Raw genomic sequence first — 24,944 nt, 5'->3', positions numbered from 1 at the left:
TGATTTTTGTAAAAAAAAACGCAAAAAAAAACCTTTAAAAAACAACTATATAAATTGTTTTTTAAAGGAGAATTTTCTCTTGTAAAAAGCTATAACGATATAACTGTAAAGTTTTTTTTGAATTTAATTAAGGCCTCCTTGAATTTTATTTGATTTCTTTTTTCAAACTTTAAAAACATAACTCATATAACATTCCAACTGTTGAAACCGTGAGCTATGTTAAAATAATAAAATCTGATTTTAAATTAACTTAGATTATTCTCTTAGATTATAAATTGTCTTTTAAATAATCTTATAGAGCTTATGTGTTTAATTTTAGACAGAAGATTAGAATATATTTTTAACTCTATTATAATCGATAAAATACTTCACACTAACGGATAAAACATGACTTAAATCTTGGTTATTCAGCAAACTTGTATAGTTATTTCCAAAATTTTTATTGATTAGATTATCATACTTTGCTGCGTTGCTTCTATATAAAATAGTCATTTGGCTTCCTGGGGCAAACCACCAATTGTATGATAAATCTAAATTCCATGTAATCAGATTCTGGTTTTTATTATCGGTATAGGTGTCATAGGGAGTCAGTCTGCCGTTGTTTTCTAAATTGAAGAAATTTTTATTTTCAGTGTATGACCAATAATATCGAGCCGAAAGATTAAAATTCATTTTGCTGTTTAATGAATATTTACCATTGAGGGTATTGGTGTAATTGACCACATTTCGATTGGCATAAATTATTAAGTCGGGAGCTAAAGCATCATTATTGGAGCTGTCGTCAACATATCCTTTATTATTGTTTTGGCGGAAAAAATTAAACTCATAGTATAATGCAAAACGATCATTGAAACGATAACGCGGACTAAGATAAAAACCATAAGATGTTCTTTGAGGTTCCCCCAAAAACGCAATTGAAGGATTGAAATCAATTGCAAATTTGTAGTTATAATTGGTTGAAAGAGAAAACCAGCTCCCAAATCGTGTTGGATCAATACTATAGCGCCCTTCTGTTCTAGGCTCATAATAATTATAATTTTCAAAAGGTCTGTATTCCAATCCAAAACCTATATAATGATTCTTTTTTGTGGTTGAATTGACATTCAAATTGATTTGGTTAGCTTGAATCTCACCAGTTTCTTTTTGGAATTGAAAGTAAGAATTAATATTAGTATTGAAAGTATTAAAGATTTTGGTCGGATTGAGGATTCGATAACTGGTGTTGCCGTAAAAGCTATAATAATTAGTTTCAAAATTGATTCCCAAATCATTATTATCAAAGTCTTTGGTAACCATATTGCTTTCTACGTAATAACGGTATTTACCGCTTGTTTTCGAAAAACTGAGCAAGGAGTTGATACCTTTTTTCTTGTCTTCGATGTCGTTAACATAGCTGTATTTGAAATTTCCACCTAAGTTATAAGTGTTTTTGGAAGTGTTTAAATCCCAAACCAAAGCTGAAACATTTCCATCTCTAAAAGAACCATCTCTGGTAACATTCGTATTCACAAATGATGCTGAGGAATTTTTATGAAAACGTTGATCAAATACTATAACATTATAATTGGTCAAGGGTTCTACCAAAACACGTCGTGTTCCCTGCGTGATGGTGTCCTTAAGGACTGCATAGGTTTTTTGGGCAACCGCATTCAGATAGCCAATTCCCAATCCGCCTTTTGTTCTGCCTGAAATTTTTGTTGCATTGTAAAGATCTACACTGGCAGGATTTTCGATTATTTCTTCGTTGGCAGCAGTTTCTGGCGAATGAGATGGTGGTCCCCCAATTCTTCTGGAATAGAAAAGATTTCCTTTGCTGAACAGATCAGTTCCTTCGGTAAAAAAACCTCTATTTTCATTGAACTGTTGTTCGAACGGACTCAAATTGAGTATTCGATCATCATATTTCGTTTGCCCAAAATCAGGAATAAGCATTGCATCAAGTGTGAAAGCATCGTTTATTCCGTATTTGATATCTAAACCGCCTTTTAATTCGCCGTAGGTTTTTTTGTCGGCATTGGCATAAGTATAAAAAGAAGCATACGGTAAAAAGAAAAGTCGGGTAGGGGTTTTTATGTTTTCAATTCCTTCCACAGTTCCATTTTGTTGCGTAAATGTCCCTATTTTGGAATCAATAAAATTCCAGGAATATTTTTGACGATCTCTTCGGATTTCTCTAAAAAAGTTAACACCCCAAGTTTGTACTTTTTCATTGGAAAAACGCAAAGCCGCATATGGAATTCGTATTTCGACAGCCCAACCAAAGGACGTAATCAAAGCTTTGCTCTCCCAAACAGCATCCCACGAATAATCTTCTCCATTACTGTCTGTTGCTAGGCAATCTGCCTGTCCATCGGCAGCGTTTACAAAAAATTCAAAATTTTGTTGTCCATCATTGTAACCATTAATAAAAACTCCAAAGAAATCTGCCGCACCAAATTCGTCTCTTTTGTTGATTTCTTTTAAAATTTTATCAGGCTCGTTGTCATACAGTAAAGCCCCTATGTACAAGGCTTCATTGTCATAAAGTACGCGCACTTCGGTTCTTTTGTTATCAGGTATTTTTACGCCATTATCAGGTTGAAACATTATGAAATCTGTCGCAATCGGAACGGATTGCCAAATGACTTCGTCAAGTTTCCCGTCTAAAGTTATTTTTTCTGCAGTAAATTTTGTTTGGAGTGTTTTTTTTTGGCCATAAATTAATGTGCAGAATAATAATAAATAAATGGCGTGATGTTTTTTCATTGAAAAAGGTTATTGAATCTCATTTGATTCAATTTTTGATTTAGTTATTGGTAAGGTTTAAAAGTCTGCAATTATAGACTAAAGATTGATACGAATGTTACAGTCTTGATGTAAAAACATTTAAAATTAGTTTTTTATAACAATCTAATGAATGTGATGAAATATTAATACATGGCATTGTTTAAGTTACTGTTGAAAATCTTTGTAAGGTTTGAAAATATATTTAATAATTTCTGTTTGGCTAAATACCAGTTTTGATCTCGAAATTGATTTTGTCAAAAGCGAGTGTTACCTATAAAAAAGCGTTAAATTAAAAAGATCTTTTCTTAAAATATTCGATAAAGTGTTAAAATTTGACGTTTAAATACCAAATTTATTTTGCTGGCTAATTTATAGTTGTATATTTGGAACCCCTAACAAAATTTGTAATGAGTAGATATACAGTATTTTATAAGTCAATCCTTGCGGTAATAGCCGTATTTGCATTATTCGCCTTTACCAAAAAATTAAATAATACTTCCAAAAAAAGTATCAACAAAAAAGAAGTTGTTTCGGTTTTAAAATCCAGCATTGATACCAAGGTAGAATCGGTTTACAATGCTTTACAAGCCAATGAATTTGAATTACCCAACGAAATCTGTTTTGAAAAAGCATTAAAAGGTTTTTATTCATTAAAAGAAAGGGGAGTTGTCAAAAACAATATTCTCACTTTGATTGATTTTAGTTTATCATCGAATGTGAAACGCCTTTGGATAATTGATTTATCGCGTAATATGGTGTTATTTCAAACTTTAGTCGCTCATGGCAGAAATACTGGGGAAGAATTTGCAACTGCTTTTTCAAATACTCCTGAGTCCTTCAAAAGCAGTCTTGGTTTTTATGTAACCGGAGAAGTGTATAATGGAAAACATGGTGTTTCTCTAAAATTAGATGGTCTGGAAAAAGGGCTTAACGATAATGCTAGAAACAGAGCCGTTGTATTGCACGGTGCTGATTATGTTTCGGAATCATTTATAAAAAGTTATAAAAGACTTGGTAGAAGCCAAGGTTGTCCAGCAGTTCCGGTAAAATATGTCTCTGAAATTATTGAAATGATTAAAGGGCAGTCTTGTTTGTATATTTATCATCCGTCAATTAGTAATTCAAGTCTTGACGATTTAATTTCTTAATTGGTGATATAAATCGGCATCCAAATTGTAAATATCGGTTCTGAAAATTAACTCATCATCTTCACTCCACGCTGTCCAATACCATAAGTATATTGCATAGCGTTTTTTTATGCCTATAAACAAAGTCTTTTTTGTCGCAACAATAGAATCCATTTTTTCTCTTGAAAACTGTTTTGGATTATCCAATAATATTTCAGCTAATTCCAAAGGTTCCTGAATACGCACACATCCGGAGCTCAAAGAACGGTTATGTCGTTCAAATAAGTTTCTGTGATTAGTGTCGTGAAGATATACACTATGATGATTCGGAAAATTGATTTTGACAACACCTAAAGAGTTGTAATAACCAGGATCCTGAACATATCGATACCCATTAGGATTTTTTTCATTCCATTTTTGTGGATCGACTTTGTTGTTTTTTGAATCATAAATACTAATGCTTTTCTTGCTTAGCGAGTTTCTGTCTTTGATTAATTCAGGAATAATATCTTCTTTTAAAATAGTTGGCGGTACGGTCCAAGTTGGATTGAAAACGACAGTTTGTAGCACAGAAGTCAGAACAGGTGTTTTGCGCTTAATTTGTCCAATCACAATGCGCTTGCTCATAACAACGTTTTGATCTTCTACCACATTCAGGCTATAATTGGGAATGTTTATCAAGATGTAATTTTTATCAAATGGTTTTGTAAACCATCTCCAGCGTTCCAAATTGGCAATAATCTGATGTTTTCTGTCTTCTTTGCTAAAGTTTAATGCGTTTACAGTCGTTTTTCCAATAATGCCATCAGGAATTAATCCATGACGAGTTTGAAATCTTTTAACAGCTTCAACCGTTTCGTCATCATATTTAGAAGTGATGCTGTCGTTACTTTTTAAATCCTTCCAGTACAACAGTTTTTTCTTGACATTGATAATCGCAGGATTCTTATCATAAGGATTTATTTTATCAACGACTTTTACAGAATCTGTTTTGTCTTCCGGATATTCATTAATAATTGATAATGCTTTTATTAATTTTTGATACGTTAATGCTTTGGGCTGACACTTTTCTATTTCGCTGGCAAGAGAATCTTTTTCTAATGCTTTTTCCAAAATTGCTTTGGTGTCAATTCTTTTAATATTTAAGTCCCAATTCTTGTAAAGTTTTGCAGGATCGAGTTTTCCATTGCGAAGATGGGAAAGATATTTTTGGAGATTGTAAGTGAGTAGTATGTCATAATTGACTTGCTCAGATTCATCTAATTCTGGGAACTTTTTTTCTAATTCTAGTAATTTTGAAATGTTGTAGTCTGATGGATTAAGTCCTTCCGATTCACAATTTTTTATTCTTTCTAGTATAATTTTTCGATTTTTTTCAGATTGCCAGGCTGTCTGGTTTTCTCTTGAATTATAAAAATCGCTGAGTGATTTACTTTTAAAAGGATTTATTAATATGGTGTCAATTTCAATAATTTCGCCTTCTCTGTCATTAGAATTCGAAATTTTGAAAGTGTCCAAATTTATTATTGATTCCTTTTTGCAACTAAGAAACAGTAATAAGATAATAAATAAGTAAATTTTATTCATCTCTTTTGTTTTAATCATTAAAATAACCTCATAATCTTGTTAATTTTGAAATTGGATATCAAGAGGTAAAGATACTATTAATTTATTTAATGATATATTCTTACTAAAACGCCATTTCAATTAAAGAAAATTTTCGTCTAAAAGGTAAATCGGTTTTAAATTTGCCATTTTCAAATATTTTTTTCTTTTGAAAAGCGCTATGATATCAAGGAAAAGAGTATTAAAATGAATATTCAATTAATATTTTAGCGAGCTGATAAAAAAAATAAAAGTATAACTTTTTAATTTTAAATCGGTTGTGACCAATCTTAAAAACATCGATTTATTTTTTTTAAAAAAATTTGCAAATAACTGTTTTTATTATTTATCTTTGCACCACAATAAATGCGAAAGTAGCTCAGTTGGTAGAGCTCCAGCCTTCCAAGCTGGTTGTCGCGAGTTCGAGCCTCGTCTTTCGCTCTAAATCAATTTGTTTTGATTTAAGGTTAAATTTTAATGATAATGCGAAAGTAGCTCAGTTGGTAGAGCTCCAGCCTTCCAAGCTGGTTGTCGCGAGTTCGAGCCTCGTCTTTCGCTCCAAAAACCTCAAATTTAATTTGAGGTTTTTTTTTGCTCTAAATCTAATCTTTATTTCAAGTCACTCAAGTCGCTTCCTGATTCTAGTTCAATTGCCAATTGGTTTTGTCTGAAAAGACGTGCTTGTAAATTTCCTTTCAAAGTAATTTTTGCTCCTTTTACCTCCAGCCAACTTCCCTCTCTAAGACCTAAAACCGGCGCTGAATTAAAAGCATGAAATTCGTTTATTCGCATTTCTCTAGTTTCTCCCATATGTTTGGATTTGTCGTCAGCATCCAGGTAGTGCGGATTTAAATTAAAAGGAATTATTCCTAAAGTCTGAAAACTTGGCGGATAAATAATAGGCATATCATTAGTAGTTTGAATTGTCAACCCACAAATGTTGCTTCCGGCGCTGGTTCCTAAATAAGGTGTACCTCCTTTTATGGCTTCTGCAAGTACATTCATCAAGTCATTTTTGTACAACTGATTAACCAAAAGGAAAGTATTACCTCCGCCAGTGAAAAAACCTTCAGCGTTTTGGATCGCTTCTTTCTGATTTTCAAATGTGTGAATACCTTGTATTGTAATATTTATTTTAGCGAAAGCTTCAGCAGCTTTAGCAGTATATTCGTCATAGGTAATACCGCCTGGTCTGGCAAATGGTATGAATAATACGGTTTTACAATTTTTGAAATGCGATGCTAATTCGGGTAATAAATATTCTAAATATTCGCTATTGTACAACGTGGAAGTACTGGCAATAATGCAATTTTTCATTTTGTTTTGGTCTAAAATTTTCGTGGTAAAGGTATAAAATCATTGCTTTTTAATAGATGAGTGCCACTCTTTAATTAACAAAGTTTTACAAATGCATTAGTAATTAATTTGGAGTGCTTTGGGATAATTTTACATGTTGTGTAATTAATTTTTTATGAAACCAATCTAATGCCTGTGAAGAATAAATTTACTTTTTTGATAATTTCTTTTTTTATAGTTCAGTTTATGGTAGCTCAGATCGCTACTGAGAAATTGATAAGTGGACAGGTTACTTCTAATAACGTCTCTCCATTAGAGGGAATTAATGTCACCAATACTTCAAATAAAATAATGGTGGTTACTGATCGGTATGGTCATTTTTCAATTCTTGCAAAAGAGCAGGATATTCTAAGTTTTTCAGCAGTTAACTACGAGCCTTTGCGAAAAATTATAAATAAGCAAGAATTCAATATGGGTATCATCACAGCTGACTTAACTCCCAAAAGCATTGAGTTGAATGAAGTTATTGTCAATAAAAATTCAAATATAAGTGCCGAAAGTCTGGGTATAATTCCAAAAGATCAAGTTAAATTAACGACAGCCGAAAGAAGATTGCAAACCGCAGGAGATTTCAAGCCTGTTCAGTTATTGGGTCTTTTGGGTGGTTTTTTGGCAGTTGATCCAATTCTGAATGCGATAAGTGGAAGAACCAAAATGCTTAAAAAGGAATTGACCAATGAAAAAAAGGAATTTCTAATGCAGAAAATGGAGAACTTATTCGAAGATAAATATTATATCGAAACCTTAAAAATACCGGAAGACTTTATCAGAGGGTTTCAATATTATTGTGTTGAAGACCCTGATTTTGCAAGGTCTTTAAATGATAAAAACAAAACAATGAGTATGTTTTTAATAGTCGGATTGGCTTCAGAATTTAAGAAAAACCTGGAAAATAATGAGAAATAGTTTAGTTGTTTTGTTTGTTTTTTTAGGTCAATGTCAACTGCTTTCGGCTCAAATAAGTATTGAGAAAATCATAACAGGAATTGTTACTTCAGATGACCGGAAACTGGAAGGGATTAGTATAATTAATTGTACTAACAAAATGATGGCGGTTACCGATAAAAATGGTTGCTTTTCAATTCAGGCCAAAGCGGGTGACCTGCTTGACTTTTCGGGAATTGATTATAAAAGTTTACGAAAGTACGTTTACAAGCATGAATACAATCCGGGTACGATGGAAGTAAATTTAACTTTTAACAGCATCGAACTGGATGAAGTGGTTATCAATAAACATGCTGCTATCACTGCCGAAAATTTGGGAATAATTCCGCATGGGCAAATTAAACTTACACAACAAGAACGAAAATTGTATTCTAGTTCCGGTGGAATCCAAGGATTGTATAGTTATTTGTCCGGTGAAAGAGACATACTTAAAATGAATGTTGAAATTGAAAAGAAAGAAACTTTATTAAAAAAAATGGAATACATGTTTGAAGATAAATATTATATCAAAACATTAAAAATTCCAGAGGAATTGATTCGGGGATTTCAATATTATTGTGTTGAAGACTCACGATTTGTTGAGTCTTTAAGCCATAACAATAAAAATATGACCATGTTTATAATGACAAATTTAGCTTTGGTTTATAATGAAAATAGGATTTCTGAATAGATTGTTGCCAGTAGTTTTTAGAAATTGATGTTTTTGAGTTTATATATTTCAGAAGCTTTATTTATTAGTTATTCTCTAAAAATAGTTGTGGACTTTCAAATTATGTTGTAGCTTTAATAGTAAAATAATGTAATTTTGAATTGTAAGAAAGCTTTTTACGATTTGTAACTCTTAAATGAATTTTTATGAAAAATATATTGAAAATAATAATATTGTTTTTGAGTTGTCAACTTTGTTTTAGTCAAATATTGACCCGAAAAACATTGCATGGAAGAGTAGTGAATGATTCTGTTGCGATAGAAAACGGTTTGGTTTTTAATTTGAATGCAAAAACAGGAGATTTGATTGATAGTAAAGGAACCTTCAGTATTTTGGCAAAAGCTAATGATACGTTGCTGGTTACAAGTTTAGGCTTCAAAAGTCAGAAAGTCGTGCTTTCATCCTCTGATATAAATTCTCCTTTTTACAGAATAAAAATGCATTCAGTAGCTAATGAGCTGCTTTCGGTGATTGTTTATGCGAAACATGTACCACATTCTGAATTTGGAAATACACAAAAAATTGTTGACACCCAATATTTCGATGATAATCAATCATCTCCAAATAATATTTTGATGATGCCATCTGGAACTGGAGACCCTAATAATATGGATGTTATTAGAGTGTACAATAAAGTTTTTAAAAACTTATTCAAAAGTCATCCTAACAAATCAGATTTTGTTTCAGATGTAAGTTTTACAAATGTTGCTATACATAGTGTTAGTTATTCTTTTTTCACAGATATATTAAAAATCAAAGACGATCAAATTGGGCTTTTCCTTTTGTATTGTGAAAATGATCCTAAATCGAAAGCATTAGTAGAACAGAATACACAGTTTGAAATCATTGAATTTTTAGTTACAAAATACGACTCTTTTAAAAATATTGCTTCTGTAGAAAAATGAAAAAAAGTATAGTTTTAGTGTTTTTATCGATTATTTTATTTTCGATGAGCAGTTTTGAAATGCATAAATTTTACATGGCAATTTATCAAATAAATTATGCTCCCGAAAAAAAGATGCTTCAAATAACAACACGAATTTTTGTTGATGACCTTAATAAAGCTTTAGAAAACAAATACAAAAAAAAGTTTTTTTTAGGTACTGAAAATGAAGCACCTGAATCAGTAGAATTATTTAAAAAATACCTTTCAGAGAATTTTGCTATAAAGGTAAATGGTCAGGCAAAACCGATGAGTTTTCTAAGTAAAGAAATGGATGGCGATGTTTTGGTTTGCTATTTGAATATTAAAGATGTCACCAAAATAAAATCGCTTGATATTTATAATACTGTACTGGTTGAAAGTTATCCGGAGCAACAAAACATCTTACACGTCACCGCATTAAATAACAAAAAAAGTTTCCTTTTTACCAGCACATCGACGAAGCAAATGTTAAAATATTGATGACTTACAACAATTTTGATAAAAATTGTTATTTTCACCGATTATAAGCAACTACAGTTTTAGTCCATGAGAAAATCTTTACTCTTATTTATTCTTCCCACAATTTTATTGGCGCAAGAAAAAGTAGCTACCCCAAACGTTAAGCAAGCGGGTAAATACGATACAAACAAATTTAGTCAAATGTATGATTTATTGGCTACGCCAAATATGTTTCGTACAGCAGCTGGAGCACCAGGTCCGGCATATTATCAGCAACAGGCAGATTATAAAATTGATATTGAACTAGATGATAAAAACGCCAAACTAAGCGGATCGGAAACTATTACTTATTATAATAATTCTCCAGATACTTTGGAATATTTATGGGTACAATTGGATCAAAATCAAGGTGCAAAAAACTCTCAATCTCCTTTAGCTGAAAATGATAAAATAGTTCCTGTTTTAACTCCGGAAAAATTTACAAATGAATATTTAAAGCCAGATTTAGATCGTGGTTTTAATATCGAATATGTAAAAGATGCCAAAGGAAATCCAATGTCATATACGATCAATCATACTATGATGCGTATCAATTTGGCAACGCCAATGAAACCGGGTGAAAAGCTTTCGTTTTCTACAAAATGGTGGTACAATATTAATAATTACCAAAAAGAAACCATGAATAGCCGTTCGGGTTATGAATTTTTTCCTAAAGATGGAAATAGATTATACGTTATTGCGCAGTTTTATCCTAGAATGGCTGTGTATAATGATGTGGAAGGCTGGCAGAATATGCAGTTTTGGGGTAGTGGCGAATTTGCTTTGCCATTTGGAAACTTTGATGTAAATATTACAGTTCCAGCTGATCATGTTATTGATGCAACGGGAGAATTGATGAATAGGAGTGAAGTGTTTACAGCCGAGCAAGTAAAAAGATACGAATTGGCTCAAAAATCATTTGATAAACCTGTTGTTATTGTAACTCAAGCCGAAGCTGAGGCTGCGGAAAAAGGTTTTTCTGATAAGAAAAAAACATGGAAATTCAGCGCCAAAAATGTTAGAGATTTTGGAATCGCGACTTCCAGAAAATTCATTTATGATGCGATGGCTGTAAAAATGGGAAGCAGAGTTGTTATGGCAGAATCTGTTTATCCAAAAGAAGCTAACCCGCTTTGGGGTGAAACTTCTACCAGAACGGTTGCACATACTTTGAAAAGTTATTCTTCTCATACTTTTGATTTTCCTTACCCGAAAGCAGTATCTGTTTCTGCAGAAGATCAGGGAATGGAATACCCAATGATTTGTTGGAATTATGGTCGTCCAGATGAAAACGGAGTAACCAGTCCACAAGTAAAAAACGGAATGATTGGAGTTATTATTCACGAAGTTGGGCATAACTTTTTTCCAATGATTGTAAATTCTGATGAACGCCAATGGACTTGGATGGATGAAGGTTTGAATTCATTTATGGAATACATGGCCGAGCAAGAGTTGGATCCTACTTTTCCATCAAGACGTGGACCTGCAAAAAATATTGTTCCTTATATGAGCGGTGACCAAAAATTTTTGGAACCAATCATGTCAAATTCGGAAAATATTATTCAGTTTGGTAACAATGCCTACGGGAAACCTGCAACAGGACTTAATATTTTGAGAGAAACCATCATGGGACGCGAACTGTTTGATTATGCATTCAAAATGTATGCTAACAGGTGGAAGTTCAAACACCCAACTCCAGAAGACTTTTTCAGAACTATGGAAGATGCTTCGGCGGTCGATTTGGATTGGTTTTTTAGAGGCTGGTTTTATTCAACAGACTTTGTAGATATTGGAATTAATAATGTTAAACAATATTATGTTACTGAGACACCAACTTTAGCATTGAAAGACGCTAAGATAAATAAGAGACGTTTTGGTACAGAAAAAGGTCCGTTTGTATATTTAGTTGCTGGAGATAATTCAGAATTGAGTGCAACATCAAAAAAAGCATTGCAATTGGAAGATGTAAAATTACTTTCTGATTATGTTGCCAAAAATGTTACTCCTGAGGATAAAGCAAACTTGAAAAATCCTAAATATTTTTATGAAGTAGAGTTTAATAAACCTGGCGGAATGATTATGCCAATTATTGTTCAAATCACGTATGAAGATGGAACGATTGAAAATTATAAATATCCAGCAGAAATTTGGAGACAGAATAACGAAATAGCCAAGAAAGTTTATGCTACTTCAAAAGCTATTAAACAAATTCAGATTGATCCAAAATTAGAAACAGCTGATATTGATGTAACAAACAATACATGGCCGAAAGTAGAGGCAAAATCAAAATTTGATTAGTTTCTAATTTTCTAATTCACTAAGTTGCTAAGTTTTTAAACAGGATAGTTTGGAAACTTAGCAATTTTTTTTGATGTAAAAATTGGATAATTTAAACGTTATATAATAATAAATGATATAAAAGTCTAATTGTTTCGAGCGCAGTCGAGATGACTCATTCTCCACTGTGTTCAAACAGACAATAGACTCATTTATAAATGGTATAGCTTTATTGCTTAATATGTTGAAAAGCTTAAATTTTCTTTTTGTTAAAAAAAACTTAGCAAATTAGCATCTTGGCAACTTAGCAACTTTTTTTAATATCTTTGTCTTTTAAATACTAAAATTATGTTTGGAATAGGTGGAGGCGAATTAGTTTTTATTTTGTTTATTGTCTTGATGCTTTTTGGGTCAGATAAAGTGCCTGAAATGGCGAGAACAATGGGAAAAGCTATGGCGCAACTTAAAAATGCAACCAACGATATCAAAAGCGAAATTCAAAAAGGAGCTGAAGCTAATGGTTTTGACCAAAAGACTTTGGACGACTTGACAGGTGGTATTAATTCTGAAATTAATAAAGCAAAGAATAGTCTTTTAGGAGATACATCTAACACATTTAATGGAATTACAGATACATTTACTTCGGAAATTAATAAAACCAAAGACAGTGTAGCTAGTGGTACAACAAATCCAGACGGTTCTTCAATTCTTGACGATATTACCGGACCTGTAAAACGTCAAATGTAATGTTCGAAAAAATACTTTCTCTTGATACCCAATTATTTGTTTATCTCAACAGTTTCGGTTCTGAAACTTATGATGGGTTTTGGCTTATAATTACCAAACAGATAACCTGGATTCCGTTCTTTTTATTACTATTCTATCTTATTTATACCAAAATCGGAATAAAAAAAACAGCTTATTTGTTATTATTTGTTGCTGTTTTAATATTGTTTACGGATCAAATGAGTAATGTATTTAAATATTCTTTTAAAAGAATAAGACCTTGCAATAATCCTGATATTAATACTTTTATACGAATTGTTCAGTCTCGCAAATCGTTTAGTTTTTTCTCAGCACATGCTTCTAATACGATGGCGGTAGCTACATTTCTGTACCTTATTTTTAAGAAGCAATTTAAGTATTTTGGTTTGTTATTTCTTTGGCCATTGATTTTTGCTTACAGCCGCATCTATTTAGGATTGCATTATCCATTAGATATTCTTGCAGGTTTTTTATTTGGTGCGATCACAGGTTTCATAATGTATAAACTCTATCAGTTGGCTATCCAAAAGAATTTTCCAAAAGGGATACAGTAAGTATGAGTTGCTAATCAAACGGCGTAATTCGAATATCATTTGTAAATCAAAGAACTCTACTCACAGTCAAACCATCACGAATAGGCAATAAAACCGTTTCTACTCTAGGATCGTTTTTAAGTAATTGATTGTACTCTACAAGTACTTTTGTGCTAATATCATTAGGATGAACAGGCTCTAACACTTTACCGCTCCACAATACATTATCTGATAAAAGAATGCCACCTTTGTTCATTTTTGGTAGAATCATTTCAAAATAATTTAAGTAATTTTCTTTATCGGCATCGATGAAAACTAAATCAAATTTTAGATTCAAGGTCGGAATAATTTCAATGGCTTCGCCTAAATGTTGTATGATTTGTTTTCCCCACGGAGATTTATCAAAATGCTTGCGTTGAAAGTCTATTAATTCTTCTTTGATATCAATCGTGTGTAATTGACCATTTTGCTGCATTCCTTCGCATAAGCATAATGCTGAGTAGCCTGTGTAAGTACCAATTTCCAGAATGTTTACAGGACGAATCAACTTGGATAGCATACTTAAAACTCTCCCTTGAAAATGACCACTCAACATTCGTGGTAACAATATTTTCTGATAGGTTTCTTTATTAAGAGCTGCTAATAATTCTGGTTCTTTTTCAGAATGTTGTTCGATATAATCTTCTAAATCTTGAGAAATGAAATGCATTTTGTAGTCAATTGAAATTTTGACGCAAAGTTATTCATTTAATATAAAAGACATAAATTTAATTATCTAAAGGTGATAATTGAGGTCCTAAAAACTATTAATAAATAGCAAGAAAGAGTGGTTGACTATTGTTTGTATAAAATAAAGTGAATTACAAATTCATCTTTTACTTTTATCATACCACCCATTTTGGTTGGTGGTTCAAGACCTATATCTGAGAAATTTACTGCTACGACACCATCAAGAGATTGTTGGTTGTTTTTTAAAATTAGGTTTGAATAGGTAAGTGTTTTGTCGGTAATTTTAAAGCTCATATTGCATTTGTAATTACCATTAAATGATTTTATGTTGGTTATAGAAACCGTGCTTTTTGGAAATTTTGAAACCTTAATAGTGGTTTTCATGTCTTTGTTCATGATTCTGTTCCCACAATCAAAATCATCCATTATGATTTCAGATTTCAAGCTGTTTTTGAAAGCTGAGTTTAAAAAAATAGTATCGCGATAAGCAAGCGTATTGGAACAAGTGTATTTGCCTACAGTAGAATTTCCAAGAATTTCTATTTGTATTTGATTAATTATTATGGTATTTGTGTCATTCAAAAAAGAAATGGGTTTAGCACTTCCTAACAAAAGGATAAGTACTAAACCCATAACTGTAAGCTTTATTTTGTTCATGAATTAGAATGCAATTACTGCTTCAAATACTAAACCATTGAATTTACCACCGTAAAAGTTGTTTGCATTTGCAGTAGCAGGATTTCCTAAAAATTGTGAATAATCTTCATAGTTTTGACTAACATAATTCAATTTTGCTAAAATGTTTTTAGTCATAAACCAACCAGCACTTGCTTCAACTTTATTTACGCTAACTTCTTTAGCATCTGCATTAGATAATTTTCCAGATACAGTATTGTATTTTCCACCAACATAGAATTGTTCTGATTTACCGAATCTGTAAACAAGTTCAGCAGCATATTGATCAGCAGTACGTTTGTCGTCAACACCAGCTTTGTCTCCTCCTGAAGCTAATTCGATAGTTCCAAAGAATTCAAGACCTTTGTATTTTACAAATGGGTTGATCATATATGATGTAGCCCAGTTACCGAATGCAGGGTTGAATGTTGCTTCTGGTGTAGATTTAGCATTGTAATTTCCAGCAACTTTAACTCCGTTATTATAATAATCTGCATTATTCAATACTCCCCAGTATCCAAACCCTGATCTAGAAGCAGCATAGATATTTGCATTACCCAAGTTTGAATTGTGGTAGTAAGAACCTGTAAGTCTTACTCTCAAATCTTTGTCGATTTGTTTGTCGTAACCAAATTTAGCTAAGATTGAAGGGCTAACAGTTGTATTTGCTTCTGGAGCAACAGGGAAGATAATTTCTTGAGTTCCTTGGTTTAAGTTTCCATTTGTAGCACCCAACATACTAATCCATCCGTTTCTTTGGTAGTACACTTCAATACCCATTTCTGTGGTTAATGAATTCATAAGGTTGTTTCCAACAAATGCGTTTCTAAGAGTATTACCATTATCGGAACTTCTGAAGTGAGCATCACCGAAGTTGTTCTCCATTTGTCCAATTTTAATTGTAGCATATTGCATTACATCAGCTAAGAAGTCTTTTTTGATGAAATCTAACTTGTCAATTTGTAAGTAACCACCTTTAACATAAGTTTCATTATGGTGTCTTGAAGATAAATATACATCTAAATTTACTCTTACACCATCGAATAATTGTGCAGCAATAGTCATATCAGCAGCTGGTAGAACAAAATTGTTTTGATTGTTCATTAAGCGATATCCTGTAATTTTTGAAGGTGCAGCAAAATTTGTTGGTTGATCGTTAAACGAGTTTATTGCTTGGAAATCCATATTGAAGGCACCGCCTAAGTCAACACTAAGTCCTTCGAATTCTTTATCGTTTTTTTGTACGTCAAAAACGTTGATTCCGTCTTTTCCTCTTGAAATTTGATTTTGCATATGTCCAAATGAAACTTGAGCATTTGCAGCAGTTACACCAATAAGTGCTACTGCTAATAGATAAATTCTTTTCATGGTATTTATTATTTTAGTTGAATTTTATATTGAATTTTATAGTTAATTCTTCTCCTGTTTTAATAGCTCCAAACATTGCTGTAGGTGATTTCATTCCAAACTGTGTGAATGTTATTTTGTTTGATCCTTGGATTGAAACTGAATTACCAGTAACAGTTGTTTTTACTTGTGTTTTTAATTCTTTTGATACACCCGCAATAGTGTAAGTTCCAGTCAGATTCCAAGTAGTTTCATTTACTTTTTCAGCAGATTTCAGAACATATTTAATGTTTTTGAATTTGTCTGTTTTCAAAGCTTCGTAGGCAACTTTATCCATACTCTTTTTTTCACTTTTAATAGACTCTGGATTAAGATTAATAGTCAAGGCATTGATGTCTTCTAACTTTGAATCGGTAACTGTTAAATTTGCAGCCCCTGTTCCAGCAGTTGATACCATTTCCCAATCATGCATTGTAGAAGTTCCAAGTACAGAGAAGCTTGATTTTGCATCTAAAGTGTAACTTTTTTGAGCGTTTGCATAGAAAACCATTGCAAACAAGGCTATTGCTGTAGTAATTGTTTTAATTGATTTCATGATTTATGTTTTAAATTAAGAACTGAATTAGTGGTTCACTAAATATTTCTTCTGCAAAGTTATTGAGGATAAAAAGATGAGAATATGATATAAATCATGTTAATAAAAAATTAAAAAATATATTATATTCAATAAATTGAGGTAGTTTTTAACTATATCGTTTTTGTTAATTTTAACAAAATTGTAATTTGTTCGTAAACAGCTATTTAGTTTTTTGTGGAGTAATTTGAAATGTTCTGAAGAATATCTTTTAAAAGTTTTATTTTATAAAAAAAGAAAAATAATTTTTGAATTCATAAATGTTTTGTCGGCTATTTCAGCATAAATGAATTTCTAAATATTTTTTTTAGTGTTTTTGATTAATGAATTTAAAAAGACAACTCTCCAAGAAGTATTAAAATTATCTTTCATATAGACAAAACTTATTTGTAAATATGAGATATTATTAACTAAGAAAATACTTAATTATATAATATTAAATTCAATAGGAGATTTTAAAAGAAAATAATACTTTCCCTTTTTTAAAAAAGGATAACTCAAAAAAAAATCATTTCGCAATAGAAATGATTTTAATATTTGAGAAAGGAAATATCGTGTAAATGAAGAAGAAAAATTATAATTTGTATAAAAGGAAGTGAATGACAAATTCATTTTTAACTTTAATAACTCCACCCATTTTTGTTGGGGGCTCCAGTGCTAAATCTGAAAATTTTACTGCGACATTCCCTTCGAGAAATTCTTTAGAGTTTTTTAATTCCAAGTTGGAATATGAAAGTGTTTTGTCAGTTATTTTTAATTTCAAACTGCATTTGTAATTTGTTCCAAAAGGCTTTATGTCGGTTATGTTAACCGTACTTTTCGGGAATTGGGTTACTTTGATAGTAGTTTTTAAATCTTTATTCATTATTCGGTTACCACAATCAAAATCATTCGTTGAGATATCTGATTTTAAACTGTTTTTTGTAATCGAATTTAAAAAAATAGTGTCTCTGAAAGTGTGAGGACAGTTGCATTTATACTTGCCAACGGTTGAGTTTCCAAGGATTTCTATTTTTATTTGGTTAATAATTATAGTATTTGGGTCGGGAGAATAAGAAATGGGTTTAGTACTTCCTAGTAAAAGGAAAAGTACTAAACCCATAATTATAAGTTTTATTTTGTTCATATATTAGAAAGTGATCGCCGCTTCAAACATTAATCCGTCAAAGCTACCTCCATATAAATCATTTAAGCTATTTCCGCTGAATTGTGCATAATCAGAATAGTTTTGATTTGTATAAGCCAGTTTAGCAATGATGTTTTTAGTCATGAACCATCCTGCACTGGCCTCGAAACGATCTACATTGACTTTATCTGGTTGGCTAGAAAGTTCACCTGATACTATATTGTATCTGGCTCCAACATAGAATTTTTCATTATTACCAAATCGGTAAACTAAATCAGCAGCGTATTGATCTACACTACGGGAATCGTCAGTTCCTTTTTTATCTCCACCACTTGTGAATTCTAAAGTACCAAAAAACTCCAGCCCTTTGTATTTAATAAAAGGGTTAATCATAAAAGCTGTGTACCAGTTGGCATACCCAGGACTGAATCTACCTGTTGTTGCATTGGCAGTTGGGTCAAAGTTGTTTGCTTGAGCGTTTTCACCTCCAGGTATGTTGATTCCGTTTGTGTCGTATGTATAAGCTTGGTGAGACATTACCCCAAAATAGCGGCTACCAGCTCTGTCAGATCCCCATGGGTTGGCACTCATGTTAGCGTTGTGATTATAAGATCCTGTGATTCTTACTCTCAAATCTTCATTTAATTGTTTGTCAAAACCTAATTTTGCCAAAATAGTTGGACTCACTGTAGTGTTCGGATCTGGTGCAGTTGGTGTTGCTGCAGATGGTATAAATTCAGCTACTCCCTGATTTAATTTTCCATTGGTAATCCCAATCATACTAACAAGGCCTCCTCTGTTATAATAAACTTCCATTCCCATCTCAGTTTCGAAAGAATCCATGATATTAGCCTCGATGAAAGGATTCAAAAGGGCATTACCATTGTCTGTTCTTCTAAAGTGAGAATCACCATAGTTGTTTTCCATTTGACCTATTTTGATGGTCGTGTATTTCATGAGTTCTTCCATAAAACCCTTTTGGATGAAGTCTAACTTGTCAATTTGTAAATATCCTCCTTTTACCCAAGTTTCGTTGTGGTGTCTTGAAGATAAATATATATCTAAGTTCACTCGAACTCCATCTGCTAACTGAGCACCTATTGTAAGGTTGGCAGCAGGTAGGTTGAAGTTGTTTCCTAGGTTGTTAAGTCTATATCCTCCTGTGCCAGCAGCTCCTGAAACTCCGGGTCCATTTGGCGCAAAATTGTAAGTACCTTCTGCGTGGTCATTAAAAGAGTTTAATGCTTGAAATTGCATGGCAAATGCGCCACCTACATCAATGCTGATTCCTTCGTAAGGAGCATCATCTTTGTGAACATCGAATATGTTTAATCCTTCTTTACTTCTAGGAATCATATTTTGCATTTTTCCAAACGATACCTGTGCATCGGCACCAGTAAGCGAGAATATCCCTGCTACTAATAAAATAATTTTCTTCATCTTTAGTTTATTTAAAGTTAATATTGAATTTAATAGTTAGATTTTCTCCTGTTTTTATTGTTCCAAGCATTGCAGTTGGCGATTTCATATTAAAATCCTTAAAAGTTATTTTATTTGTTCCTTGTAAATTAACTACTCCATTGGTAACAGAGGTTTTTACTTGAGTTTTCACAGTTTTTGTGCTACCTGCAATTGTAAATGAGCCTGTAAGATTCCATGTAGTTTCGTTTACTTTTTCCGCTTCTTTCAAAACATATTTTATGTTTTTGTTGGTTTTTGTTTTCAAAGTCTCATAAGCAACTTTGTCCATGCTTTTTTTCTCACTTTTTATAGTTTCTACTGGAAGTGTAATATCAATACTAGTGATAGCTGTCAATTTTGAATCGGCTACAGTTAAATTTGCCGTACCTGTTCCTGAGGCTGACTTCATTTCCCAATCATGTAGCGTTGAAGTTCCAGCTACTGTAAAATTTGATTTTGGGTCCAAAGTGTAGTTTTTCTGTGCATTCGCACACAAAGCCACTGTAAATAAAGCAATTGACGTAATAAGTGTTTTAATAGATTTCATAATTTTTGTTTTTAAATTAATTGTAATACTACATTGGTTCAACTTTATTAATTATTTAAGCCAAAATTCATGTTAAAATCTAAAATAAGATTTATATACTTACGAATACAAAATATAATTATATCCATTGTACTCGTACGCAGTGATGCATGTATTTGTGATTTTAGATTAAAAAATAATTTAATTTCTTGTAAATCGGTTTAGACTTTACATTTAAGAAATCGGACTCTTTTATACAATTTTTGTTTTTAAAAATTTAATTTTACTAAAAAAGAATTATTTTTTGGGGCGGTTTTTTGAATTGTACTTTATTTCTGTAAGTAAATTATAATGTAAAAATAATTTTTTTTTTAATATCATAAGCAATTTGAAGATGCATATTTTCATTTTTTTTTTAAAATAAATTTTGTATTTTACTGCAATTCAGAATGATGTTGTTTTTTTGTTGTAAGACATGTTAATTAAATATCGTTAAATTATCATTTTGCTAAAATTGTTTTATCAAAACAACAATTCAATAAATAGTCCTTAAATTTGCAGCATGCAAATCGACAAAAAAGACATACGGGCCTTATCCAAAGATCAATTAAGAGATTTTTTTATAGCTAATGGTGATAAAGCATTCCGTGGAAATCAAGTATATGAATGGTTGTGGAGTAAAGGTGCACACAGCTTTGATGATATGAGTAATGTTTCCAAGCAAACGCGTTCTATGTTGGAAAATAACTTTGTTATCAATCACATTAAAGTGGATACCATGCAGCGAAGCGAAGACGGAACGGTTAAAAATGCTGTTCGTTTACACGATGGGCTGGTGGTAGAAAGTGTATTGATTCCAACGCAAACTAGAACTACGGCATGTGTTTCGAGTCAAGTAGGTTGTAGTTTAGATTGTAATTTCTGTGCTACGGCAAGATTGAAACGAATGCGCAATCTAGAGCCAGCCGAAATTTATGATCAAGTTATCGCAATAGATAAAGAAAGCAGATTGTACTATAATCATCCATTGTCTAATATTGTTTTCATGGGAATGGGTGAACCGCTTATGAATTACAATAATGTTTTAAAGGCAATTGAAATGATTACTTCTCCAGAAGGACTGGGAATGTCACCAAAGAGGATCATGGTTTCAACATCTGGTATTCCTAAGATGATAAAAAAAATGGCGGATGATGAAGTGAAATTCAAACTTGCAGTTTCCTTACATTCTGCTATTGATGAAATTCGTTCCCGAATTATGCCTTTTAGTCAAAATTTTCCTTTAGCAGATCTACGTGAAGCCTTAGAATATTGGTATAGAAAAACCAAAAGCAAAATATCCTACGAATATGTAGTTTGGAAAGGAATTAATGATGACAAAGCTTCAATTGATGCTTTGGTGAAGTTTTGTAAATATGTTCCATGCAAAGTGAATTTGATAGAATACAATCCAATTGATGATGGAGAATTCCAACAAGCTTCACAAGAATCAATAAATGCTTATATAAAAGCACTAGAATCTATCGGTGTAGTTGTGAAAGTCAGAAGAAGTAGAGGTAAAGATATTGATGCAGCCTGTGGGCAATTGGCCAATAAAGAAGCATAAAGTTATTCTTGCTGTACATTTGTAAATCGCACTTACAATAGTCTGTTGATTAAATCTAGGCGTTATATTACTTCATTTCCAATTAACAAATATTATTGCCCTTAGATCTTAAAAAAATAAAATATTTTTTGGAGTTAAATATTTGTATTTTAGTGGTGCAAATTGTTGGTTTGTAGTTTTTTATAAAAGTTATAGTCATTTTTATAATCTTTATGATCCCATATTTATAAGCAAATAATAAATGAATAGTTATGTTAAAATAAAACACAATTTAAATAAAAGGAATAAACTTTTTTTTATTTAAAATAGTATATTTGACATCTAGATGAACATTACTACTCAAATAAAACAGCCAATAGTTAACGAAATGGAACTTTTCGAAAAGAAGTTCTACGAATCGATGACCTCCAAAGTGGCGCTTTTAAATCGTATAACCTATTACATTGTCAACAGGAAAGGAAAACAAATGCGTCCAATGTTTGTTTTTTTGATGGCAAAAATGGTGTCCAAAGGTAATGTAAACGAAAGAACGTATAGAGGTGCATGTGTGATTGAGTTAATTCATACTGCAACATTGGTTCATGATGACGTAGTGGATGATAGCAACAGACGCCGAGGTTTTTTCTCTATAAATGCACTTTGGAAAAACAAAATTGCCGTTTTAGTTGGTGATTATTTGTTGTCCAAAGGATTATTACTTTCGATTGATCATGGAGATTTTGATTTATTAAAAATCATTTCAGTTGCTGTTCGTGAAATGAGCGAAGGTGAATTACTTCAAATAGAAAAAGCCAGAAGACTTGATATTACTGAGGATGTTTATTATGAAATCATCCGAAAAAAGACAGCTACACTTATCGCTGCTTGTTGTGCCCTTGGTGCAAGATCCGTTTTAGAGGATGAAGTTCAAGTAGAAAACATGAGAAAGTTTGGTGAACTCATCGGAATGGCTTTCCAGATTAAAGATGATTTATTCGATTACTCCGAAGAAGCTATCGGAAAACCAACCGGAATCGACATCAAAGAACAAAAAATGACTTTGCCATTGATTCATGTCCTTAATAACTGTACTTCAACAGAAAAAAGTTGGCTTATTAATTCCATCAAAAACCACAATAAAGACAAAAAAAGAGTCAAGGAAGTTATTGCCTTTGTAAAAAACAACAATGGTTTGGCTTATGCCGAAAATAAAATGGTTGAATTTCAACAAGAAGCACTTCAACTGCTAAACGATTACCCAGAATCTGACTATAAAGGCGCACTTATTTTGATGGTGAACTACGTTATCGAGAGAAAGAAGTAGTATTTAGTTCTTAGTTCCTAGTTTTTAGTCCTTAACGCAATGTTTTTGTTGAAAAAATAGAGCTTAAACTAAAATCAAAGTTCCATTTTTATAGACTCTGGACATGTTCATGCTAGTCGCTAAAACTAATTACTGATTACTAATAACTAAGGACTATTCACTCTTTTTTTTAAACCCATGCAACCTTTTTAGGGTTATTCTCGTCTATACTTATAGAAACACTTTTTAAAACAACTTTGAAAGTAATTAATTTACATCAGGAAGAAAATGAAGTAATTGCATTGGCTGTTCAAAACAACCGCCAAGCGCAACAATGGATTTATTCGAAGTATTCTCCAAGGATGTTAAGTGTTTGTCGGCAATATATTAAAGATTTACAATTAGCCGAAGATGTAATGATTACCGCTTTTATGAAAGTGTTTGTCCATTTAGATAGGTTCGAAAAAAGAGGAAGTTTTGAGGGTTGGATTAGAAGAACGATGATAAATGAATGTATCTCCTATATCAGAGTCCAAAAGAAAGTACAATTTATAGAAGATTCAGTGGATTTTGAAGAAATGGATAGCGAAACCGAAATTCAATTTTCTGTAGAAGATATTCAAAACTTGATAGATAGTTTACCCGATGGTTATAAAGTTGTCTTTAATTTATTTGTTATTGAAGGCTTTAAACACAAAGAAATTGCAAGTATGTTGGGGATTACTGAAGGAACTTCCAAATCGCAATTTGCCCATGCCCGAAGAATTTTGAAAAGTAAAATAAGTAATTTAAAAAATCAGGAGAAGAATTATTGAGTTAGAATTACTTTCAAAATAAATTAAAAAATAGATCATACAATGAAAAAGAGTGCCATAGAAAATCAAATTAGCGATAAGATTAATACGAGGGAGATCGTTCCTTCCAAAGCTTCTTGGGATCGGTTGGATGCTATGCTTACTGTTGCCGAAAAGCCAAAACGTAATTTTAGATGGATGTATGTTGCAGCTAGTCTTTTAGCATTTTTGTTGTTGGGAACTCTGTATTTTAATCAAAATAATAAAGAAACGATTGTTGCAAAAGATACAATTACAGTTAATGAGCCTAAAGTTATTCCTGATGTAAAAGTTGAATCGGCAAAAATGAATTCAACCCAAACAGTTGCTGAAACCAAAAGCATTAAACAGCAATTAGCATCTGAAGAAATTAAAGTGAAACCTGATTCGAATATAGTTTTATCAAATAAAGAAAATCAAGCTGCAGTAAAAGAAAACATTCAAGAAGAACAAACATCAATCATTAATCAAAAAACGGAACAGCCAGCACTATCGCAAAAACCAAAGTATGTTAATGTTGACGAACTATTAGCATCGGTAGATAATGCCTCTCCAAAAAAGATTCCTTTGCCAGCCAAATCCAATGTCAAAGTTAATTCGAACGAATTATTGACTCAGGTCGACGGCGAATTGGATCTTACTTTTAGAGAGAAAGCGATTAAAACGGTCAATCAAAATTTTAAAGCAGTGAAATTGGCTTTAAGCAATAGAAATTCTGAATAAAAATCATCAATCACATTTAATAAACACAATCATGAGAAATTTTAAAATTTACTTATTAGTATTCGTATGTCTTTTTGTTAATCAAATCCAGGCTCAGGAATCATTTGAAGGCAAGGCAAAAGACATAGCTTCCAAGATAGAATATATTGTAAAAGAAGAGAAAAAGACATTGAAAGCCGAAGTTGAAGCCGTAAATGAGCAATTAAACCAAGGCAAAATTACGAATGAGCAAGCCGATGAAAATAAGAAGGTTTTAGCAGAAGAAAGTGCTAAAAAAATCGAAGAGAGGGTAGCCAAACTCGAAGAGGAATTACATGTTTTGGTACAAGAAAAAGTAGATGGCAAAATCAAAGACATAGATACTTCCAAAACAATTACGATTCATATTGATAAAGATGATTTTTTTCATAAAAAGTGTTCCAACGGCGAAAAAAGAACTACTTCACAGTTTGTCTTTGCGTTTGGAGCAAACAATCTGGTAACAGATAAGCAAGTC

22 protein-coding genes, 2 tRNA genes and 1 pseudogene are annotated in these 24,944 nt (G+C 31.9%); 15 read left to right on the top strand and 10 right to left on the bottom strand.

Annotated elements, in window-relative coordinates:
* Positions 1-327: 327 nt before the first annotated feature.
* Entirely contained in the window at positions 328-2,745 is a 2,418-nt protein-coding gene (locus VLC96_RS09205; protein ID WP_325262331.1) for a DUF5916 domain-containing protein, read from the bottom strand.
* Positions 2,746-3,173: 428 nt separating this feature from the next.
* On the opposite strand from VLC96_RS09205, the gene VLC96_RS09200 reads away from it, so the two are divergent.
* Positions 3,174-3,914 carry a murein L,D-transpeptidase catalytic domain family protein gene (locus VLC96_RS09200; protein WP_325262329.1) on the top strand — a complete coding sequence of 247 codons (741 nt, stop codon included), beginning with the start codon at positions 3,174-3,176 and terminating at the stop codon, positions 3,912-3,914.
* On the opposite strand, the gene VLC96_RS09195 is transcribed toward VLC96_RS09200, so the two are convergent.
* Positions 3,903-5,480 (bottom strand): L,D-transpeptidase family protein, encoded by a 1,578-nt coding sequence (locus VLC96_RS09195; protein ID WP_325262327.1) that lies wholly within the window; start codon positions 5,478-5,480, stop codon positions 3,903-3,905. The two genes, VLC96_RS09200 and VLC96_RS09195, sit on opposite strands and share 12 nt — an antisense overlap.
* Positions 5,481-5,866: 386 nt before the next feature.
* Here VLC96_RS09195 and VLC96_RS09190 point away from each other — a divergent pair.
* Positions 5,867-5,939: transfer RNA gene (locus VLC96_RS09190), tRNA-Gly, on the top strand.
* Positions 5,940-5,983: 44 nt separating this feature from the next.
* A tRNA-Gly gene (locus VLC96_RS09185) sits at positions 5,984-6,059 on the top strand.
* 48 nt (positions 6,060-6,107) lie between these two features.
* Here the strand turns inward: VLC96_RS09185 and pepE are convergent.
* Entirely contained in the window at positions 6,108-6,815 is a 708-nt protein-coding gene (pepE, locus tag VLC96_RS09180; protein WP_325262326.1) for a dipeptidase PepE, read from the bottom strand.
* Between the two features lie 225 nt (positions 6,816-7,040).
* Here pepE and VLC96_RS09175 point away from each other — a divergent pair, with 225 nt between their 5' ends.
* The 7 genes from VLC96_RS09175 to VLC96_RS09145 all read left to right on the top strand — a co-directional run bounded on the left by VLC96_RS09175 (position 7,041) and on the right by VLC96_RS09145 (position 13,527).
* A complete protein-coding gene (locus VLC96_RS09175) occupies positions 7,041-7,760 on the top strand; it encodes a carboxypeptidase-like regulatory domain-containing protein (RefSeq protein WP_325262325.1) in 720 nt (239 codons plus the stop codon).
* Positions 7,750-8,469 (top strand): carboxypeptidase-like regulatory domain-containing protein, encoded by a 720-nt coding sequence (locus VLC96_RS09170; RefSeq protein WP_325262323.1) that lies wholly within the window; start codon positions 7,750-7,752, stop codon positions 8,467-8,469. Before VLC96_RS09175 ends, VLC96_RS09170 begins: the two co-directional genes overlap by 11 nt.
* A 185-nt stretch (positions 8,470-8,654) precedes the next feature.
* A complete protein-coding gene (gene bamP / locus VLC96_RS09165; protein WP_325262321.1) occupies positions 8,655-9,413 on the top strand; it encodes a BamP family beta-barrel-assembly machinery protein in 759 nt (252 codons plus the stop codon).
* Positions 9,410-9,913 (top strand): DUF6702 family protein, encoded by a 504-nt coding sequence (locus VLC96_RS09160; RefSeq protein WP_325262319.1) that lies wholly within the window; start codon positions 9,410-9,412, stop codon positions 9,911-9,913. Before bamP ends, VLC96_RS09160 begins: the two co-directional genes overlap by 4 nt.
* Positions 9,914-9,979: 66 nt before the next feature.
* Positions 9,980-12,229 carry a M1 family metallopeptidase gene (locus VLC96_RS09155; RefSeq protein WP_325262317.1) on the top strand — a complete coding sequence of 750 codons (2,250 nt, stop codon included), beginning with the start codon at positions 9,980-9,982 and terminating at the stop codon, positions 12,227-12,229.
* Positions 12,230-12,556: 327 nt separating this feature from the next.
* Positions 12,557-12,955 (top strand): Sec-independent protein translocase subunit TatA/TatB, encoded by a 399-nt coding sequence (locus VLC96_RS09150; protein ID WP_325262315.1) that lies wholly within the window; start codon positions 12,557-12,559, stop codon positions 12,953-12,955.
* Positions 12,955-13,527 carry a phosphatase PAP2 family protein gene (locus VLC96_RS09145; RefSeq protein WP_325262313.1) on the top strand — a complete coding sequence of 191 codons (573 nt, stop codon included), beginning with the start codon at positions 12,955-12,957 and terminating at the stop codon, positions 13,525-13,527. Before VLC96_RS09150 ends, VLC96_RS09145 begins: the two co-directional genes overlap by 1 nt.
* Positions 13,528-13,573: 46 nt before the next feature.
* Here the strand turns inward: VLC96_RS09145 and VLC96_RS09140 are convergent, their stop codons facing one another.
* The 7 genes from VLC96_RS09140 to VLC96_RS09110 all read right to left on the bottom strand — a co-directional run bounded on the left by VLC96_RS09140 (position 13,574) and on the right by VLC96_RS09110 (position 20,025).
* Entirely contained in the window at positions 13,574-14,215 is a 642-nt protein-coding gene (locus VLC96_RS09140; protein WP_325262312.1) for an O-methyltransferase, read from the bottom strand.
* A gap of 125 nt (positions 14,216-14,340) precedes the next feature.
* Positions 14,341-14,892 (bottom strand): hypothetical protein, encoded by a 552-nt coding sequence (locus tag VLC96_RS09135; protein ID WP_325262310.1) that lies wholly within the window; start codon positions 14,890-14,892, stop codon positions 14,341-14,343.
* Positions 14,893-14,895: 3 nt separating this feature from the next.
* Positions 14,896-16,278 (bottom strand): hypothetical protein, encoded by a 1,383-nt coding sequence (locus tag VLC96_RS09130; RefSeq protein WP_325262309.1) that lies wholly within the window; start codon positions 16,276-16,278, stop codon positions 14,896-14,898.
* Positions 16,279-16,291: 13 nt separating this feature from the next.
* Positions 16,292-16,852: a YceI family protein gene (locus tag VLC96_RS09125; RefSeq protein WP_325262307.1), complete on the bottom strand. Its 561-nt coding sequence runs from the start codon at positions 16,850-16,852 to the stop codon at positions 16,292-16,294.
* A gap of 613 nt (positions 16,853-17,465) precedes the next feature.
* On the bottom strand, positions 17,466-17,993 hold the full coding sequence (locus VLC96_RS09120; RefSeq protein WP_325262306.1) for a hypothetical protein: 528 nt from the start codon (positions 17,991-17,993) through the stop codon (positions 17,466-17,468).
* 27 nt (positions 17,994-18,020) lie between these two features.
* Complete coding sequence (locus VLC96_RS09115) at positions 18,021-19,457, bottom strand: hypothetical protein (RefSeq protein WP_325262305.1); 1,437 nt, start codon at positions 19,455-19,457, stop codon at positions 18,021-18,023.
* A 7-nt stretch (positions 19,458-19,464) separates the two neighbouring features.
* The gene (locus VLC96_RS09110; RefSeq protein WP_325262304.1) at positions 19,465-20,025 is read right to left on the bottom strand and encodes a YceI family protein; all 561 of its coding nucleotides are present in this window, start codon (positions 20,023-20,025) and stop codon (positions 19,465-19,467) included.
* A gap of 541 nt (positions 20,026-20,566) precedes the next feature.
* Here VLC96_RS09110 and rlmN point away from each other — a divergent pair.
* The 5 genes and pseudogenes from rlmN to VLC96_RS09085 all read left to right on the top strand — a co-directional run.
* A complete protein-coding gene (gene rlmN, locus VLC96_RS09105; protein ID WP_325262303.1) occupies positions 20,567-21,610 on the top strand; it encodes a dual-specificity RNA methyltransferase RlmN in 1,044 nt (347 codons plus the stop codon).
* A gap of 325 nt (positions 21,611-21,935) precedes the next feature.
* Positions 21,936-22,913 carry a polyprenyl synthetase family protein gene (locus VLC96_RS09100; RefSeq protein WP_325262301.1) on the top strand — a complete coding sequence of 326 codons (978 nt, stop codon included), beginning with the start codon at positions 21,936-21,938 and terminating at the stop codon, positions 22,911-22,913.
* Between the two features lie 236 nt (positions 22,914-23,149).
* Positions 23,150-23,707: an RNA polymerase sigma factor gene (locus tag VLC96_RS09095; protein WP_325262299.1), complete on the top strand. Its 558-nt coding sequence runs from the start codon at positions 23,150-23,152 to the stop codon at positions 23,705-23,707.
* 42 nt (positions 23,708-23,749) lie between these two features.
* Complete coding sequence (locus VLC96_RS09090; protein WP_325262297.1) at positions 23,750-24,448, top strand: hypothetical protein; 699 nt, start codon at positions 23,750-23,752, stop codon at positions 24,446-24,448.
* A 31-nt stretch (positions 24,449-24,479) separates the two neighbouring features.
* Positions 24,480-24,944 (top strand): annotated as a pseudogene (locus tag VLC96_RS09085) (hypothetical protein); the annotation flags it as partial.

The organism is Flavobacterium sp. (genome assembly GCF_035456085.1).
Taxonomy (GTDB): Bacteria; Bacteroidota; Bacteroidia; order Flavobacteriales; family Flavobacteriaceae; genus Flavobacterium.
Note: the sequence above shows the minus strand (reverse complement) of the source record. Positions and strands in the feature narration are given on the sequence as shown.